Origin of the sequence: Shewanella sp. 10N.286.52.C2 (assembly GCF_002874545.1) — a bacterium.
In the GTDB taxonomy this organism is placed as follows: domain Bacteria; phylum Pseudomonadota; class Gammaproteobacteria; order Enterobacterales; family Shewanellaceae; genus Shewanella.
In genome coordinates this window covers 91,685-106,923 of record NZ_MCTV01000026.1, presented here as the reverse complement: position 1 = coordinate 106,923, position 15,239 = coordinate 91,685, and the positions used below count along the sequence as shown (strand labels likewise).

13 protein-coding genes are annotated in these 15,239 nt (G+C 39.6%); all 13 read left to right on the top strand.

Annotated elements, in window-relative coordinates; translation table 11 throughout:
* Positions 1–220 precede the first annotated feature (220 nt).
* The 13 genes from BCU94_RS10665 (at position 221) to feoB (ending at position 15,118) form a co-directional block, all read left to right on the top strand.
* The gene (locus BCU94_RS10665) at positions 221–3,070 is read left to right on the top strand and encodes a TonB-dependent receptor (protein ID WP_102476365.1); all 2,850 of its coding nucleotides are present in this window, start codon (positions 221–223) and stop codon (positions 3,068–3,070) included.
* 77 nt (positions 3,071–3,147) lie between these two features.
* Positions 3,148–3,390: a hypothetical protein gene (locus tag BCU94_RS10660; protein WP_102476364.1), complete on the top strand. Its 243-nt coding sequence runs from the start codon at positions 3,148–3,150 to the stop codon at positions 3,388–3,390.
* A gap of 1,005 nt (positions 3,391–4,395) precedes the next feature.
* Positions 4,396–5,178, top strand: a complete 783-nt coding sequence (locus tag BCU94_RS10655; protein ID WP_102436074.1) for a DUF3450 domain-containing protein — start codon at positions 4,396–4,398, stop codon at positions 5,176–5,178.
* A complete protein-coding gene (locus tag BCU94_RS10650; protein WP_102476363.1) occupies positions 5,178–6,533 on the top strand; it encodes a MotA/TolQ/ExbB proton channel family protein in 1,356 nt (451 codons plus the stop codon). Before BCU94_RS10655 ends, BCU94_RS10650 begins: the two co-directional genes overlap by 1 nt.
* Entirely contained in the window at positions 6,533–7,060 is a 528-nt protein-coding gene (locus BCU94_RS10645) for a MotA/TolQ/ExbB proton channel family protein (RefSeq protein WP_076537019.1), read from the top strand. The genes BCU94_RS10650 and BCU94_RS10645 overlap by 1 nt, the downstream gene beginning before the upstream one ends.
* Positions 7,061–7,074: 14 nt before the next feature.
* Entirely contained in the window at positions 7,075–7,479 is a 405-nt protein-coding gene (locus tag BCU94_RS10640) for a biopolymer transporter ExbD (protein WP_076537018.1), read from the top strand.
* A 1-nt stretch (position 7,480) separates the two neighbouring features.
* On the top strand, positions 7,481–8,101 hold the full coding sequence (locus BCU94_RS10635) for an energy transducer TonB (protein WP_076537016.1): 621 nt from the start codon (positions 7,481–7,483) through the stop codon (positions 8,099–8,101).
* Complete coding sequence (locus tag BCU94_RS10630) at positions 8,101–9,351, top strand: tetratricopeptide repeat protein (protein WP_102436069.1); 1,251 nt, start codon at positions 8,101–8,103, stop codon at positions 9,349–9,351. Before BCU94_RS10635 ends, BCU94_RS10630 begins: the two co-directional genes overlap by 1 nt.
* Before the next feature lie 202 nt (positions 9,352–9,553).
* Positions 9,554–11,380 carry a DUF885 domain-containing protein gene (locus BCU94_RS10625; RefSeq protein WP_102476362.1) on the top strand — a complete coding sequence of 609 codons (1,827 nt, stop codon included), beginning with the start codon at positions 9,554–9,556 and terminating at the stop codon, positions 11,378–11,380.
* 117 nt (positions 11,381–11,497) lie between these two features.
* Positions 11,498–11,776, top strand: a complete 279-nt coding sequence (locus tag BCU94_RS10620) for a peptidylprolyl isomerase (protein WP_076537011.1) — start codon at positions 11,498–11,500, stop codon at positions 11,774–11,776.
* 58 nt (positions 11,777–11,834) lie between these two features.
* Positions 11,835–12,368, top strand: a complete 534-nt coding sequence (locus BCU94_RS10615) for a GNAT family N-acetyltransferase (protein WP_102476361.1) — start codon at positions 11,835–11,837, stop codon at positions 12,366–12,368.
* 223 nt (positions 12,369–12,591) lie between these two features.
* Positions 12,592–12,831 (top strand): FeoA family protein, encoded by a 240-nt coding sequence (locus BCU94_RS10610; RefSeq protein ID WP_076537007.1) that lies wholly within the window; start codon positions 12,592–12,594, stop codon positions 12,829–12,831.
* Positions 12,824–15,118 (top strand): Fe(2+) transporter permease subunit FeoB, encoded by a 2,295-nt coding sequence (gene feoB, locus BCU94_RS10605; RefSeq protein WP_102476360.1) that lies wholly within the window; start codon positions 12,824–12,826, stop codon positions 15,116–15,118. The genes BCU94_RS10610 and feoB overlap by 8 nt, the downstream gene beginning before the upstream one ends.
* The last annotated feature ends 121 nt before the right edge of the window (positions 15,119–15,239 follow it).

The window sequence follows — 15,239 nt, the reverse complement described above, 5'->3', positions numbered from 1 at the left end:
TTGTGTAGTTTAATACTCTATTTTTGTATGTTTTTGTGGACGAAATAACCATTCTAAACATGTTAACTTACCCGATATTAATGAAACATATGTTGAATTAATGTTTTATTTGTGATTTTATTGCATACGAAATGTGGTTGAGCGATGTTCAACTTCGTTAACCAACCTAAATTAATAAGGTTGGAACAATAAGAAAGACACAAGTCCAGGGAGATTGACAATGCATAAGAATTTATTAGCTAAATCAGTGCGTCTAGCAATGATTAGCGGTGCAGCTGCGGCAGCATTCAGTTCACCAGTAGCATTCGCTGCTGAAGAAGGCGAAAAAGTAGAACGTATCGAAGTAACTGGTTCGCGTATTAAACGCGTTGATATGGAAGGTGCTAACCCAGTCCAAGTAATTACTCGTGAAGATCTTGTTGAGTCTGGCATCACTAACATTGGTGATATCTTACAAGAAATTCCAGCAGTTGCCGGTGCAGCTACAAATACAGCAATTAATAATGGTGGTTCAGGTGCAGTTCGTGTTTCTTTACGTGGACTAGGTAGTGCAAGAACACTTGTATTAGTTAATGGCCGTCGTATGGTTAACTCTGGAACTGGTGCGAATGCTTCAGCTGATTTAAGTACTATTCCAGTAGCAATTATTAAGCGTGTTGAAGTGTTGAAAGATGGTGCTTCAGCGGTTTATGGTTCTGATGCAATTGCTGGTGTTGTAAACATTATTACTCGTAATGACTTTGAAGGCTTTGAAGCAAATGTTGCTTATGACGGTTCAACTGAGAACTGGGATGGCGAGACTAAAACAGTTGATTTTACTGTTGGTCTAGCCGGCGACAATGCAAATGCTGTAGTTAGCGCTTATTACACTCAACAAACAGAGCAAATGTCTGGAGACCGTGATTGGTCAAAGTTTGAATATGATTTAAACCCTGCAACCGGAGAGCTAGATAAAGGCGGTTCTTCTGCGCCACCATGGGGTCGTTACAACGGTGTTAATAACGGCATTGATGATGCAACTTGTAACTCATTCACTCATGGTGCTGGTAGTGGTCCAGGTCAATCGGATCCTTCTGATTTTACTAACCCTACTGGTTATGATTGTTGGGATTGGGATAAAGACACATATAACTATGCTCCTGCTAACTATCACTTAACGCCTCAAGAGCGTTACGGTATGTATGCAGCTGCTGAATATCGCTTTAATGATTCTGTGCGTTTCTTCTCAGAAGTCTCATTTAACCGTCGTACATCTAAAACTAAACTTGCTCCATTACCATTAGCACCTCTTGCATTCTTCGGTTGGACAGATGCAACTTATTCTGCTGACAACTATTGGAACCAACAATTAGGTCCTAAGAATGACAATGGCGAGACAGTTGATATTGCTGATTGGCGTCGTCGTATGGTTGAAACTGGTGGACGTGATTCATCATTCGAAGTTGACACTGTACGTGGTGTATTTGGTCTCGCTGGTGAGTTTGCTGACACTTGGGGTTATGAAGTGTCTTACGTTTACGGTCAAAACTCATCTAGCACTGCCGGTGCGGGTGGTGTTAACTTTGAAAAAGTTAGCTTGGCTGTAGGTCCATCATTTATGGATGCAAATGGTGATGTTGTTTGTGGTACTGCTGATAACCCAATTCCTGGTTGTGTATCACTAAATACTTTTGGTGTGCCAGGTACAGATACGCAAGTTTCTCAAGAAATGCTTGATTACATTACATTTGAAGCGCATGACTTAGGTTCTAACGAACAAACAGTATTGAGTGCAAGTGTTTTTGGTGATGCATTTGAACTACCTGCTGGTCCAGTAGGTATGGTATTTGGTGCTGAGCACCGTGAAGAATCAGGTGCTGATTTACCTGATGCATTAATTGCACTTGGTATTACCAGTGGTTCTAGCCGTGAAAAAACAATTGGTAGCTATGAAGTAGATGAAGTTTATGCTGAAATGAATTTCCCACTACTTTCAGGTGTTGTTGGCGCAGAAAGTTTAGAGCTTGATGGTGCAATTCGTTATTCTGATTACAGTACATTTGGTGATACTACAAACTACAAGCTTGGCTTACGTTGGATGCCAATCGATGGCTTAATGTTCCGTAGCACTAAGTCAACAGCATTCCGCGCACCATCTACAAGTGAACTATTTTCTGGTTTAGTTGATAATAGCCCACTAGTTGCCGATAAGTGTGCAACTAACCCGACACCTTTCTGTATCGCTGATGGTGTTCCTGCTACTGGTTTTGAGCCAATTGGTGATCAGTTATCTTCTACTTTAGGTGGTAATGCAGATTTAACACCTGAAGAAGCTGATACCCTGACTATTGGTGCAGTATGGAGCCCAGGCTTTGTTGAAAACTTATCATTTACAATTGATTACTGGGATATTGACTTAGATAACGCTATTTCAACTATCGGTGAGCAGTTAATTTTAGATAAGTGTGCAGAAGAAGGTAACTATTGTGACTTGATTACTCGCTATGGTCCTGAATTCCCAGGCTTATATGGTAACTCAAGCGATATCGATAACCGTAACATTAACGTGGGTGGTGTTCACTCATCTGGTTACGATTTCAACGCGCAATACAGTGTTGAAACAGGCATTGGTGATTTAAGCTTTGTTCTAGATACTACTTACTATGATACTTACGAAATTACTCAAGCAGATGGTTCTAAAATTGAAAATGCTGGTTGGTTCCGTCGTACAAGTGGTGATGGTAACTTCCCTGAGTGGAAAACTAACTTTAACATTAACTTAGCACAAGATAATTGGTCTGCTAACTGGAAGATTCGTTACATTGGTGAAGCACTAGAACCATTTGATGCTAACAATGATGGAGCTACCGATCTTAATGACCTGAGCGATTCACGTACTGTTGATAGTCAAACAATTCATGATGCTCGCTTTACTTATTACTTCGATAATGTAAGTACTACACTTGGTGTTAGTAACGTGTTTGACCAAGACCCACCATACGCGGCAACGGGTTTTAACGACAATACTGACCCTCGCACATACGCTACTACAGGTAGACACTTATTCGTAGGTGTTGGTGTTAAATTCTAAATTGGTTGTTAATATTTGAATTTAAATAGACAGACATGACCTGAAAAGGTCATGTCTTTTTTATTGTGGAGTTTATTATGAGTAAATATATAGGTTTAATGTTTTGTTTGTTAATATCTGGCTGTGCTTCAACAACAGACCAAAAAACTGCATCGAACAATGATGAAGATCTTGTGTGTGAGTATATCGCCAAAACTGGAAGTCAAATTAAGAGAAGAACATGTATGAGCCGTGACTTAGCTGACCAGTTAAGAAAAGAAAATGAAGCTGATATGCGAGAGGCTTGGAGAAAAGGCCAAACATCTGCTGGAACACAATAGCGAAATAAAAGTATCAAAAGCTAATACTGTAGGTTTTTGCAGTATTAGCCGTTAATGCTTAAAGTTGTTATTCGCCTACTGATTTTATTTAAGTTATTAATTTTTGGAGGTTTAATACAATTGGTCAGTCTTATTTTATTCTAAAAGGCTACGAATATCTGGGTTCGCTTAAAGATTAGAGAGTGTAGGTAGCACTATATTAATGGTAATAATCCTCGAAAATAGTTCGATATAGCTCAAGCAAGTTCATTTAATAAAAAATGAAAGAGAATAAAGATTAAAATAATTTTCAAAATGATTTTAATCTACTGTAATAATGTTTACTTTAGGTATAGAATTTTGTGTTGAATTTATTAATTTATAGCATGATAAATGAAGAATGGTTTTGTTATTTTTCCATTAGTGCATTCAACTGCGGACACTGAATCAAAGATTGATCCAGATACGAAGCAAGTAAATACCACTAATCAAAATCTTTATTTATTTGTAATGAGATACCTCAATAAAGTGCCACAATTGAACCAAAGACCAATTAGAACTAGTGAATGTAAACTTCATAGGAATAGCCCTTTCAAATAACTTAACAAGTTAATATTTTGAATTTTTAAATTCGAATATGATGAATTAAGACTTCTTTTTATTAGATTTATTTATATTGTAACTTCCTAATTTATCAATGTAGGAGTATTTGCTAAATAGTTGAATCAGCTATTTTAAAAATATCAACTCTTTTTAGCTTTGTTTAAAAATGCAACGTTCGATTCATATCGCCCCTCAAACACATCTTTCTGATACTTTTTGATGTCCTCAATTGTTGACACAGGTCAACATTTTGTGAAATGATGCGAGCGGGTCTATGCCTTAGCGGGTATAGAATAGGGAAGAAAAAACTAACAATCACAAGAGAAAGATACACTTAGTGAGTGCAACATCGGTTAACAATAAAATCGCAGTTGTTACTTTCGAGTTAAAGCTTTCTAATTCACTATAAATTGGTTGGGAACTATGTCCAAGGTAAGCAATAGAACAAAAATCGCTACTGCACTTGTTGGCGCGCTTGCATTAGCTAGCAGCAACTTCGTGATTGCAGATCCTCTAAGTGACGTACAAAAAGCAGACGGCAAAATTCATGCTGATGCTGCTGCGTCGCAAAACAAAGTTGATAAGTATTTTGATCAAGCACAAGACATGCTTTTTGAGTATGGCTCAGTTGCTGACGAACGCGAATCTTTAAAATCATACAATGACTATGTTGCCGGATTGGTTGCAGACCAACAGGCGACAATGAAACTTATCCAAGACGATATCGACGGTGTTGATGCTCTTAGACAAGGTGTTGTTCCTTTAATGTTTAAAATGGTAGACGCTTTAGAGCAATTTATCGCTTTAGACTTACCATTTAACAAAGACGCTCGTGAAGCTCGTGTTCAACGCTTAAAAGATACATTAAATAGCGCTGAAGTAACACTTGCTGAAAAGTACCGCTTGATCTTAGATGCGTATAACATTGAACGTGAATATGGTTCTAAGTTAATTGCAGAAACTGGTCAATTACAAATTGATGGTAAAGAAATTCTAGTTGATTTCTTAAACTTCGGTCGTGTAAGCCTATACGCTCAAAGCCAAGACCAAAAGTCAGCTTGGATGTATAACGCAGAAACTAAAGGTTGGGATGTGTTAGAAGATAGCTATCTTCGTAACTTAAGCAAAGCTATTAAACAGGCTCGTGGTCAAGGTGCTCCTGATCTATTCGCCTTACCAATCCCTGCTGCGGAGGCTGCACAATAATGAAAAAGTTTATTACTACAGCAATCGTTGCTGCAACTCTGTCACTAACATCAGGTATGGTTAGCGCTGCAGATGCACCAAAAACGATTGAACAACTATTAAAGCAAGTTCAAACAGACCGTGCTAATGCGACTAAAACCAATAAGAAGCGTGAAGCAGAGTTCTTAAATGAGCGTGGCGATAAAGCTGCTCTTCTTAAACGTGAAAAATCAGCGCTTGCAGCTGAAAGACAACGTGGTAAAGATCTAGCGCAAGCATTTACTGATAACGAACGTAAAATCGCACAATTAGAAGAAGATCGTAAGATTGCTTCTGGTGACTTAGGCGAAATGTTCGGTGTTGTTAAAGGTGAAGCAGGTGACTTTGCTGGTAAGTTAGTTGGTTCTAACATTACTGCACAGTTCCCTGGCCGTGATGCATTTATTGCAGAACTTGGTGCTCGTAAAGAACTTCCAAAAATTAATGAGCTAGAACAATTCTGGGAAGCTCAACTTTTTGAAATGGTCGAATCTGGTAAAGTTGTTACTTTCGATGCTGATGTAACAGGTTTAGATGGCGGTGTTACTAATACTACAGTTACTCGTGTTGGTGCATATAACTTACTTGCTGATGGCAAATACGTTGTTTACAACGCTGACCTTGGTCTAATCCAAGAGCTTTCACAGCAACCAGGTAGTGCACAAGTATCAAGTGTTAAGTCATTTACAAGTGCGACTTCTGGCTATGAAAAGCTGTTTGTTGACCCTGCACGTGGTGTGTTACTAAGTGTATTCACTCAAAAAGCGACAATCGAAGAGCGTATTGAAGCGGGTGGACCAATTGGTTACATCATCATCGGTTTACTTGTTCTTGGTGCGCTAATTTCAATTGAGCGTTTAGTTACTCTTTATATTGTTGGTGCTAAAGTTAAAGCTCAACGTAAAGATACTGCAAACCCAGGTAATAACGCATTAGGTCGTGTACTTAAAGTTTATCAAGAAAACAAAGACGTTGATGTTGAAACGCTTGAACTTAAACTTGATGAAGCTATTTTGAAAGAAACGCCAGCTCTAGAAGCACGTATTTCAATCATTAAAGTATTAGCTGCTATCGCGCCTATGATGGGTCTACTTGGTACAGTAACCGGTATGATTGCAACCTTCCAAACAATTCAATTGTTCGGTACTGGTGATCCACGTCTAATGGCAGGTGGTATCTCTATGGCATTGATGACAACGGTACAAGGTCTTGTTGCTGCACTTCCTCTAATGCTTATGCACGCAGTTGTTATCGCTCGTAGCAAGTCAGTAGTTCAAGTTCTTGAAGAACAAAGCGCTGGTATCATTGCAGAGCACGCTGAGAAGAGGGCTGACTAATGATGCTAATCCTGATGGATGTTTGGGACTCTGTCAGGGGCTTCATGGCCACCGGAGGAGATATCCTCTGGTTGGTAGCGGCAGTGCTATTTCTAATGTGGGTGTTAATGCTTGAGCGTTTTTGGTATATCAATTTAACTGCACCAAAAGAGCATAAAGCGATTATCAACGCATGGAATAATAGAGAGGATTCAACCTCTTGGTATGCACACCGTATCCGTGAAGCTTGGGTGTCCCAAGCTAAGCAAGATATGAATGCTCGTATGCTGCTTATCAAAACATTAGTAGCCATTTGTCCAATGATTGGTCTACTAGGTACCGTAACCGGAATGATAGCAGTGTTCGATGTGATGGCAGTTCATGGTACGAGTAACGCTCGTATGATGGCGGCTGGTATTTCAATGGCAACCATGCCGACAATGGCAGGAATGGTAGCAGCACTATCAGGTGTATTTTTTAGCACTCGATTAGATGCAAAATTGAAAATTAGTCTCGAAAAGCTAAAAGATAGCTTGCCACACCACTAGAGAGAGTATTGAAAATGGCACGTAAAAAGCATTTTAGTGTAGAAGAAGAAGCACAAGTAGATATGACTCCGATGCTCGACATCGTGTTTATCATGTTGATCTTCTTTATTGTGACGACTTCGTTCATTAAGCCATCAGGTCTTGATTATAAGAAACCTGAAGCTTCTACAGCGACACAACAAAAATCTGCAAACATCTTTATTGGTGTGAGTAAGACAGGCGTAATTAAGATGGAAAACCGTCAGGTTGACATCGAGCGTGTAACAGCGAACGTAGAGCGTATGTTAGCTGAAGCACCAGAAGCGGCTGTATTAATCGAAGCAGACCAAGAAGCAGAACATGGCCTTGTAGTTAAGGTTATGGACAACGTAAAGAAAGCGGGTATCGACAAAATCTCGATTTCAGCGGGGAAAGACTAATATGCTGAGAGCAATAGTATCACTCATAGTTGGTGCTGCTGTTACTTTCGCCCTGTTTGTCTTCATGGCCTTCTTGGTCGGTGGCGGCGCTAAACGCGCCGACACTTCAACTGATTCTCCTATTATTGAGATCAGTATGGATAAGCAGGATACGAAAGTGCAGGATAAGCCTAGGGTTAAACCTAAGCCACCAGCACCACCTGAGCAACCACCGAAACCGGATACTACTCCGCCAGATACGTCATCAGATATTGATACGAATATGGCATTTAACATGAGTGGTGTTGTCGCTGGCGGTGCTAGCACAGGTTTTAAACTTGGTAACATGATGACACGTGACGGTGATGCAACACCAATTGTACGTATTGATCCTCAATACCCAATTGCTGCAGCACGTGATGGTAAAGAAGGTTATGTACAACTTTCATTTACCATCAACGAATTAGGTGGCATCGAAGACGTTAAAGTTATTAAAGCAGAACCTAAACGTATTTTTGACCGCGAAGCAGTTCGTGCGTTAAAGAAATGGAAATACAAGCCTAAAATCATTGATGGTAAGGCTATGAAGGTTCCTGGTATGACTGTACAACTTGATTTCACATTGGATAAAGGAGGTAGATAATGCGTAAAGTAAATAAAATCGCTAGTGCGTTGCTACTAACTTTGTGTGGTAGTTCGCTACTCACAGTTTCAACTGCTCAAGCAGCTGAAAAATGTCCAATTGATGAGCGTCAATCTCGTGCAGTTGGTGCTAGTGCTGGTAAGAAAGTTCAAAAAGCTTTCGAAGAATACACAGAAGGACGTTTGGACCAAGCAATTGAAATTTTGCTTGAAGTGAATACCAAAAATGATTTTGATGCAGCGTATATAGGACGAATGATCGGTTCTTTCTATGCTGAAAAAGGTCAAATGGCAACGTCAATCAAGTATTTAAAAACAGCAGTAGATGCTGACATTCTTGGTGGTACAGATCACGCAGCAACATTACGTTTGTATGCTGACTTATTACTACAAGAAAAGAAGTTTAAAGACGCTATTCCTTACTACTACAAGTGGATGGACTTTACTTGTAAAGTCGACCCTGTTGTATACCGTCGTATCGGTATTGCATACAGCGAACTTAAGCAGTGGGATAAAGTACTTGAAGTTGCCGATAAAGGACTTTCTCTAGTAGAGAAGCCTGATAAAGGCCTTTATCAAATGAAATTAACTGCATACTTCAATCAAAAGAAGTATAAAGAAGCGGTAAAGGTACTCGAAATTATGGTACCGCTGTTCCAAGACGATAAACGTTTATGGGTACAGTTAGCGCAATTTTATTTGATGACTGAAGACTATACCAAGTCATTAGCCACTTATGATTTAGCTTATAAAAATGGTTTTCTAGAGTCTGATGGTAACATTACTCGTCTAGCACAACTTATGTCGCAAAATGGTGCGCCGTATAACGCTGCTAAGCTTTATGAAAAGCACATGAAATCGGGAATGATTAAAGAGACTGAAAAGTCGATTAAAATCTTAGCGGGTTTCTACCATAATGCTAAAAACTTCAAGCAAGCAGCCAAATTATATGGTCAAGCTGCTGAGTTATCTGGTGATGCTGAGTTATACCTTAAACAAGGTAAAATTCTTGCTATCGCTGAAGAGCCTAAAGCTGCAATTCCTGTGTTTGAAAAAGCACTTGCAGCAGGTTTGGATGAGCCAGGTGAAGCTGAACTTGAGTTAACTTTAGCCCATTTAAGTTTGAAGCAATATAAGTCTGCTTATAAGCGCGCAAATCGTGCTGCTAAACACAGCAAAACGAAGCGCAGTGCTAACAGCTATATTTCTTATATCAAAGAAAAAGCGCGAATTAACAATATTACTTTGTAATCTGGTTAATTTGAAAAAAGCCCCTTTCAAGGGGCTTTTTTTTTGAGTCGCATTTTTAGGTATAAAGAGAATAGATTGTTATTCTCAGTTACAATTATTTGCTAACTAATAACAACTAATTGCGATACATTGTAAATAATAACTAAAAAGATAAATCATATTTTAAGGCCGCTAAATTTGTGGCTCTGACAGGGATCTGATGATGAAAAAAACATTACTGACCGTTGCTATTGCTTCTTTATTATCGCTTCAAGCATGCAGCGAGCAAACAAGTCCAAACAACTCAAGCACCGCAAGTCTACAAAGCGCGCAACAAAGTAGCCAGACAGCGGCACAAGCATATAATGCTTTAGCGGATGATTACTTTAAAGCACTGTTAGCATTAGAACCTATCTATGCAACCTATGTAGGGGTTAATGATTACAACGCTGAGTTTGGTGGTTCATTAACTGAGGCTTACCTAAAACAACGACATGAACTAAATAGTCAGTTTCTAAAACGAGCAAAATCAATTAATGCAAATGAACTTCCTGCAGATTTACAATTAAGCTTTGATATGTTCATGTATGACCGTCATATGGATCTTGTTGCCGAGTCGTATCCTGAGCATTTTATGCCAATGAATCAGTTTTACAGTACGGTTATCAGCATGATCCAATTGGGCAGTGGTGAAAGTGCCCAGCCTTTTAACACCGTTGAAGATTATAACAACTGGTTAGGTCGTCTTGCAGGTTTTATCAATTGGATAGGCCTGGCTCAAGCAAGAATGGATGAGGGGATCGCCAGTAAAGTTGTGTTACCTAAAGTCTTGGTTGAACGTATTATCCCGCAGTTAGATGCTCAATTGGTTAAAGAGGCTAAGCAAAGCTTATTTTATGCACCAATTAATATCATGCCTGAAGACTTTAGTGAGCAAGATAAGACTCAATTAACAGCAGAGTACAGTAAGCTTATTCAATCTCAGTTAATTCCAGCTTTAACAGATTTAAGAAATTATTTTAAAGATAGTTATCTTTCCCACGCAAGAGCTTCTGATGGTTGGTGGGGATTACCTAATGGTAAAGAGTGGTATCAAACGCTAGCAAATAGTCATACCACCACTAAAATGCCGGTTGATGAAATTCATCAAATTGGTCTTTCAGAAGTAAAACGCATTTTAACTGAAATGGATACAGTACGTGAACAAGTTGGCTTTGAAGGTGATTTAAGCGCTTTCTTCGCATCACTTTCAAGTGATCCAGAATATTTCTTTAGTGAGCGCCAAGGCTTAATTGATGGCTATATGGCACTAAAAGATGACATCAATAAAGAGTTACCTAAATACTTTAACGTGATGCCAAAAGCTGATTATGTTGTTAAACCTGTTGAAAGCTTTAGAGAAAAATCAGCAGCAGGGGCTTCTTATCAATCTCCTGCGGTAGATGGCTCACGTCCTGGTGTGTTTTATATTAATACCTTTAATTTAAAAGCACAGCCTAAGTGGGGCATGACAACGCTTTCTTTACATGAAGCCGCGCCTGGGCATCACTTTCAAATTGCCATTAAACAAGAGTTAACCGGTATTCCTGAGTTCCAACGTTTCCAAGGTTATACTGCATTTGAAGAAGGCTGGGCATTATATGCTGAGTACTTAGGCATCGAAATGGGCTTATTCAGCGATCCTTATCAGTACTTTGGTAAGCTATCTGATGAAATGCTCCGTGCAATGCGGTTGGTGGTTGATACTGGCTTACATGCTAAAGGCTGGAGCCGTGAGCAAGCTATTCAGTATATGAAGGACAACTCGCCAATGGCAGAGTCTGACATTATTGCGGAAGTAGAACGTTATATGGCTATCCCTGGTCAGGCGTTATCTTACAAAATTGGTCAGCTGACTATTTTAAGATTACGTGCTGATGCTGAAGCCCAGCTTAGTGATAAATTTGATCTTAAGGGCTTTCATGATCAAATTTTAACAACCGGTTCGTTACCTATGGCAGTCATGGAGAAAAAAATTGCCCGCTGGATTGAATCCGAATTGGCAAAATAACCAATAACTGATAGTTTAGTAAATGTAATCTGAGTAACAAGGGAGCAATTTATGCTCCCTTTTATTTTTTATAAAAAAATGACTAATTAATGGCATCAACTGCCAAAGGAGCTATAAATGGTACAGGCAACAGCTAGGCATCTTCTTGTGAGTTCTGAAGAACAATGTGAAACGCTTAAGCAGCAAATCATAGCAGGTGCAGACTTCGCTGAAATTGCTAAAGCCCATTCATCATGTCCATCAGGTGCACAAGGTGGAGAACTTGGCTCTTTCGGTCCAGGTATGATGGTTCGTGAGTTTGATGAAGTCGTATTTAGCGCGCCTTTAAATGAAGTACAAGGCCCAGTTAAAACTCAATTTGGTTACCATTTATTAGAAGTAACCAGCAGAGGCTAAACGCCTTATGTTGATTAAGGCAGCTTAGGCTGCCTTTTTTATTGGAGGTCACCACTTAATGATTGCGTTATATACTGACAGATTAAAAATTAGAACCTTAATCAAGGAGGATTGGGACAGTTTTAACCGCCTGCATCAAAATCCTGATGTCATCCAATATATCTGTGAGCCAATGACTGAGTTAGCCATTAAACAGAAATTTAATTCAAGACTTGCACCGTGGGAGTTTGATTTAGGAGAGTGGTTAACGTTAGTGATTGAAGATATTCACACCGGTGCTTTTATTGGTTTTACAGGTTTTCATTGTGATGATGCCTTGCTAAGGCGCGCTGAGGTAGGTTATATCATAGCACCTGAGATGTCCGGTCAAGGTTACGCTACTGAAAGCTTAAACGCAGTTATTGATTGGGGGATCCATCAATTTGGGGTCCACAAGTATATTGGTATCTGTTCAACTAACAATCTCGCTTCAGCCAAGGTAATGACGGCTTGTGGTTTTATTAATGAAGGCTGCTTAAGACAAAATTATAAAATAGGCCCCGATTGGCATGATGAATTTACTTTTGGCCTACTTACTCAAGACACTCGTTAACATTTAAGTAAACAAACACCTCATATAAGCAGCCAATTTAGCCGTTATCAAAATATAATACTCAAAGCACTATTTTCTTTTGGGCTTTTATCACATAATTGACAATACAATTGAAAACCATTCTCGTTTGCACTCGTAAAACATGATCTAGGTAAAGGTTTTGCTTAGTTAGCTCATATAAAATTAGTGTAATTCATATTTATAATCCCAAGGTAACTGCTTTATGAAGCTTAGTGAACTCAATCCCGGCGATAGCGCTAAGATTGCAGAGGTTGGCCAACTCTCTTTACCTCAAACAGTAAAGCGTAAATTACTCTCTATGGGCATCACTCCTCATACGTCATTTAAAATGTTACGCAGAGCGCCGATGGGTTCAGGAGTTGAATTAGATTTACGTGGTAGCCGTTTATGTATGCGCCGTGATTTAGCGGATGTTATTGAGGTAGTAAAAACAAATGACTAAAGAATTTCATTGCGTCACCGTAGGTAATCCTAATGCAGGCAAGTCAACGCTGTTTAATGCATTAACGGGCTCTAATCAGCAGGTGGGTAATTGGTCTGGCGTAACGGTAGAAAAGAAAACCGGTTATTTCACTCTTGATAACACCAATATCCATTTGACGGATTTACCAGGTATTTATGATTTATTACCGGCAGGAAATAGCTGTGACTGTTCTTTAGATGAACAAATCGCCCAGCAATATCTCGCCGAACAAAGAATTGATGGCATCATCAATCTTGTGGACGCAACCAATATCGAGCGACATCTTTACCTCACAGTTCAATTAAGAGAGCTGGGTATTCCAATGGTTGTGGTGTTGAATAAAATTGATGCGGCTAAAAAATTAGGTATCGAAGTCAACCTTAAGAAAATGTCTGCAGAGCTTGGTTGCCCTGTTATTGCCGTTTGTTCACGAGAACTAAACGATGTTAAACAGGTTCAAGATCAAGTCTTAAAGTTACTCAAAGGCGAAATCTCAGAGTCTGCTTTAATGCTTAATTATGATGAGCGTATTGAAGCGGGCGTGCAAACTCTGCAACAACATGCTAGCGATCTAAGTCGCGGCCGAGCACTTGCTATGCTTGGTAACGGTAATGGCTGTGGAAAATGTAATAATACTAGCTTAAAAGATGTTGTTAATGATTGTACTAAAATTGCGGAACAATCAGGAACAGACGTTGAAGTGTTAGTGGCAACCACCCGTTTTGATTTTGTTGAGACGGTATTTAGCCAATCTGTTGAAGTGGGTGATTTTGAAAGCACTAGTGACAAGCTTGATAAATTGATTTTACATCCAGCACTCGGTGTTCCGGTGTTTTTGTTAGTGATGTATTTAATGTTCATGTTCAGTATCAATGTTGGTAGCTCGTTTATCGACTTTTTTGATATTACAGCAGGGGCTATTTTTGTCGATCATTTAGGTGCATTGTTAACCACAATTGGTGCTCCAGAATGGTTAGTGACAATTATTGCTGGCGGTATCGGTCAGGGCATTCAAACAGTGGCCACCTTTATACCGGTTATTGCAGCACTATTTCTTGCTTTATCAGTACTTGAAGCATCGGGTTACATGTCTCGTGCTGCATTTGTCGTTGATGGATTAATGAGACGCATTGGTCTACCCGGCAAAGCGTTTGTACCAATGATTGTCGGTTTTGGTTGTTCTGTACCTGCCATTATGGCAACACGCACTTTAGGTAGTGAGCGTGAAAGAATCGTTACCGGCATGATGGCGCCCTTTATGTCATGTGGTGCACGTCTTCCCGTTTATGCTTTATTTGCCGCGGCGTTCTTTCCTGATTCTGGTCAAAACTTAGTATTTTTACTTTATATCATTGGTATTTTTGCTGCTATTGGTACGGGTTTATTACTTCGCAGCACAGTATTGCCAGGTTCAAGCAGCGCGGTAGTGATGGAACTGCCAAGCTATGAAATGCCAAAAGCGAAGGCGGTTTTTTCTCGTACTGTTAAGCGTACTAAAAGCTTTATTTTAGGTGCCGGTAAAACCATTGTTATCGTGGTGACGCTGCTGAATTTTGTCAATGCAATTGGTACCGATGGTAGTTTCGGCCATGAAGACAGTAACGAGTCAGTACTAAGTGTATTAAGCCAAAAAGTAACACCATTTTTCTCACCAATGGGTGTAGAGCAAGATAACTGGCCTGCAACAGTAGGTATTATCACGGGTATATTTGCTAAAGAGGCTGTTGTAGGGACATTAAACAGCTTATATGCCACGCCAGCAGGCGAAGACGAAGAGTTAGCGAGTCTGTCTGACAGCTTTTCAGAGGCATTAAGTACTATCCCTGAAAACTTATTGGGAATTGCACCTGAAGATCCTTTATCAATCGATGTTGGTAATGTTGAAAATTTAGAAGAAGCCGCTGCAGAGCTTGATGTTGACCGCTCAACATTCAGTGCACTGCAAGCTGGTTTCACAACCAAAATTGCAGCATTCTCATATTTGCTCTTCATCTTGCTATACACGCCTTGTGTTGCGGCAATGGGCGCATTAGTGAATGAGTTTGGTGCTAAGTGGGCTCGATTTGCTGCGCTATGGACCTTTGCATTAGCTTATGGCAGTGCAACGGTAGTATATCAAGGTGCCAACATTGCTAAGCATCCAGTGCAATCTATCGGGTGGATTTCATTCTTTTCTATTGCGCTAGTGGGCTTTTATTTCTGGCTTAAAAAGCAAGGTAAAAAGAGTCAACAGATTATCCCAGGAATTAAAATCATCACTGAATAAGAGATTTTGTGTTCAAATTAAAACCAGCATTTTACGAAATGCTGGTTTTTTGTTTTTTGAGGGTTATTTTTAGCAAACAGGCATTGTAACTCGCGTAAATCTGTAGGATCATCAAAGGTCA

What these genes read in the sequence shown, in the direction of transcription:
- BCU94_RS10625 (WP_102476362.1), top strand. Translation starts at nt 9,554, where the DNA reads ATGAAAAAAACATTACTGACCGTTGCTATTGCTTCTTTATTATCGCTT.
- BCU94_RS10615 (WP_102476361.1), top strand. Translation starts at nt 11,835, where the DNA reads ATGATTGCGTTATATACTGACAGATTAAAAATTAGAACCTTAATCAAG.
- BCU94_RS10610 (WP_076537007.1), top strand. Translation starts at nt 12,592, where the DNA reads ATGAAGCTTAGTGAACTCAATCCCGGCGATAGCGCTAAGATTGCAGAG.
- BCU94_RS10650 (WP_102476363.1), top strand. Translation starts at nt 5,178, where the DNA reads ATGAAAAAGTTTATTACTACAGCAATCGTTGCTGCAACTCTGTCACTA.
- BCU94_RS10660 (WP_102476364.1), top strand. Translation starts at nt 3,148, where the DNA reads ATGAGTAAATATATAGGTTTAATGTTTTGTTTGTTAATATCTGGCTGT.
- BCU94_RS10640 (WP_076537018.1), top strand. Translation starts at nt 7,075, where the DNA reads ATGGCACGTAAAAAGCATTTTAGTGTAGAAGAAGAAGCACAAGTAGAT.
- BCU94_RS10645 (WP_076537019.1), top strand. Translation starts at nt 6,533, where the DNA reads ATGATGCTAATCCTGATGGATGTTTGGGACTCTGTCAGGGGCTTCATG.
- BCU94_RS10635 (WP_076537016.1), top strand. Translation starts at nt 7,481, where the DNA reads ATGCTGAGAGCAATAGTATCACTCATAGTTGGTGCTGCTGTTACTTTC.
- BCU94_RS10630 (WP_102436069.1), top strand. Translation starts at nt 8,101, where the DNA reads ATGCGTAAAGTAAATAAAATCGCTAGTGCGTTGCTACTAACTTTGTGT.
- feoB (WP_102476360.1), top strand. Translation starts at nt 12,824, where the DNA reads ATGACTAAAGAATTTCATTGCGTCACCGTAGGTAATCCTAATGCAGGC.
- BCU94_RS10620 (WP_076537011.1), top strand. Translation starts at nt 11,498, where the DNA reads ATGGTACAGGCAACAGCTAGGCATCTTCTTGTGAGTTCTGAAGAACAA.
- BCU94_RS10655 (WP_102436074.1), top strand. Translation starts at nt 4,396, where the DNA reads ATGTCCAAGGTAAGCAATAGAACAAAAATCGCTACTGCACTTGTTGGC.
- BCU94_RS10665 (WP_102476365.1), top strand. Translation starts at nt 221, where the DNA reads ATGCATAAGAATTTATTAGCTAAATCAGTGCGTCTAGCAATGATTAGC.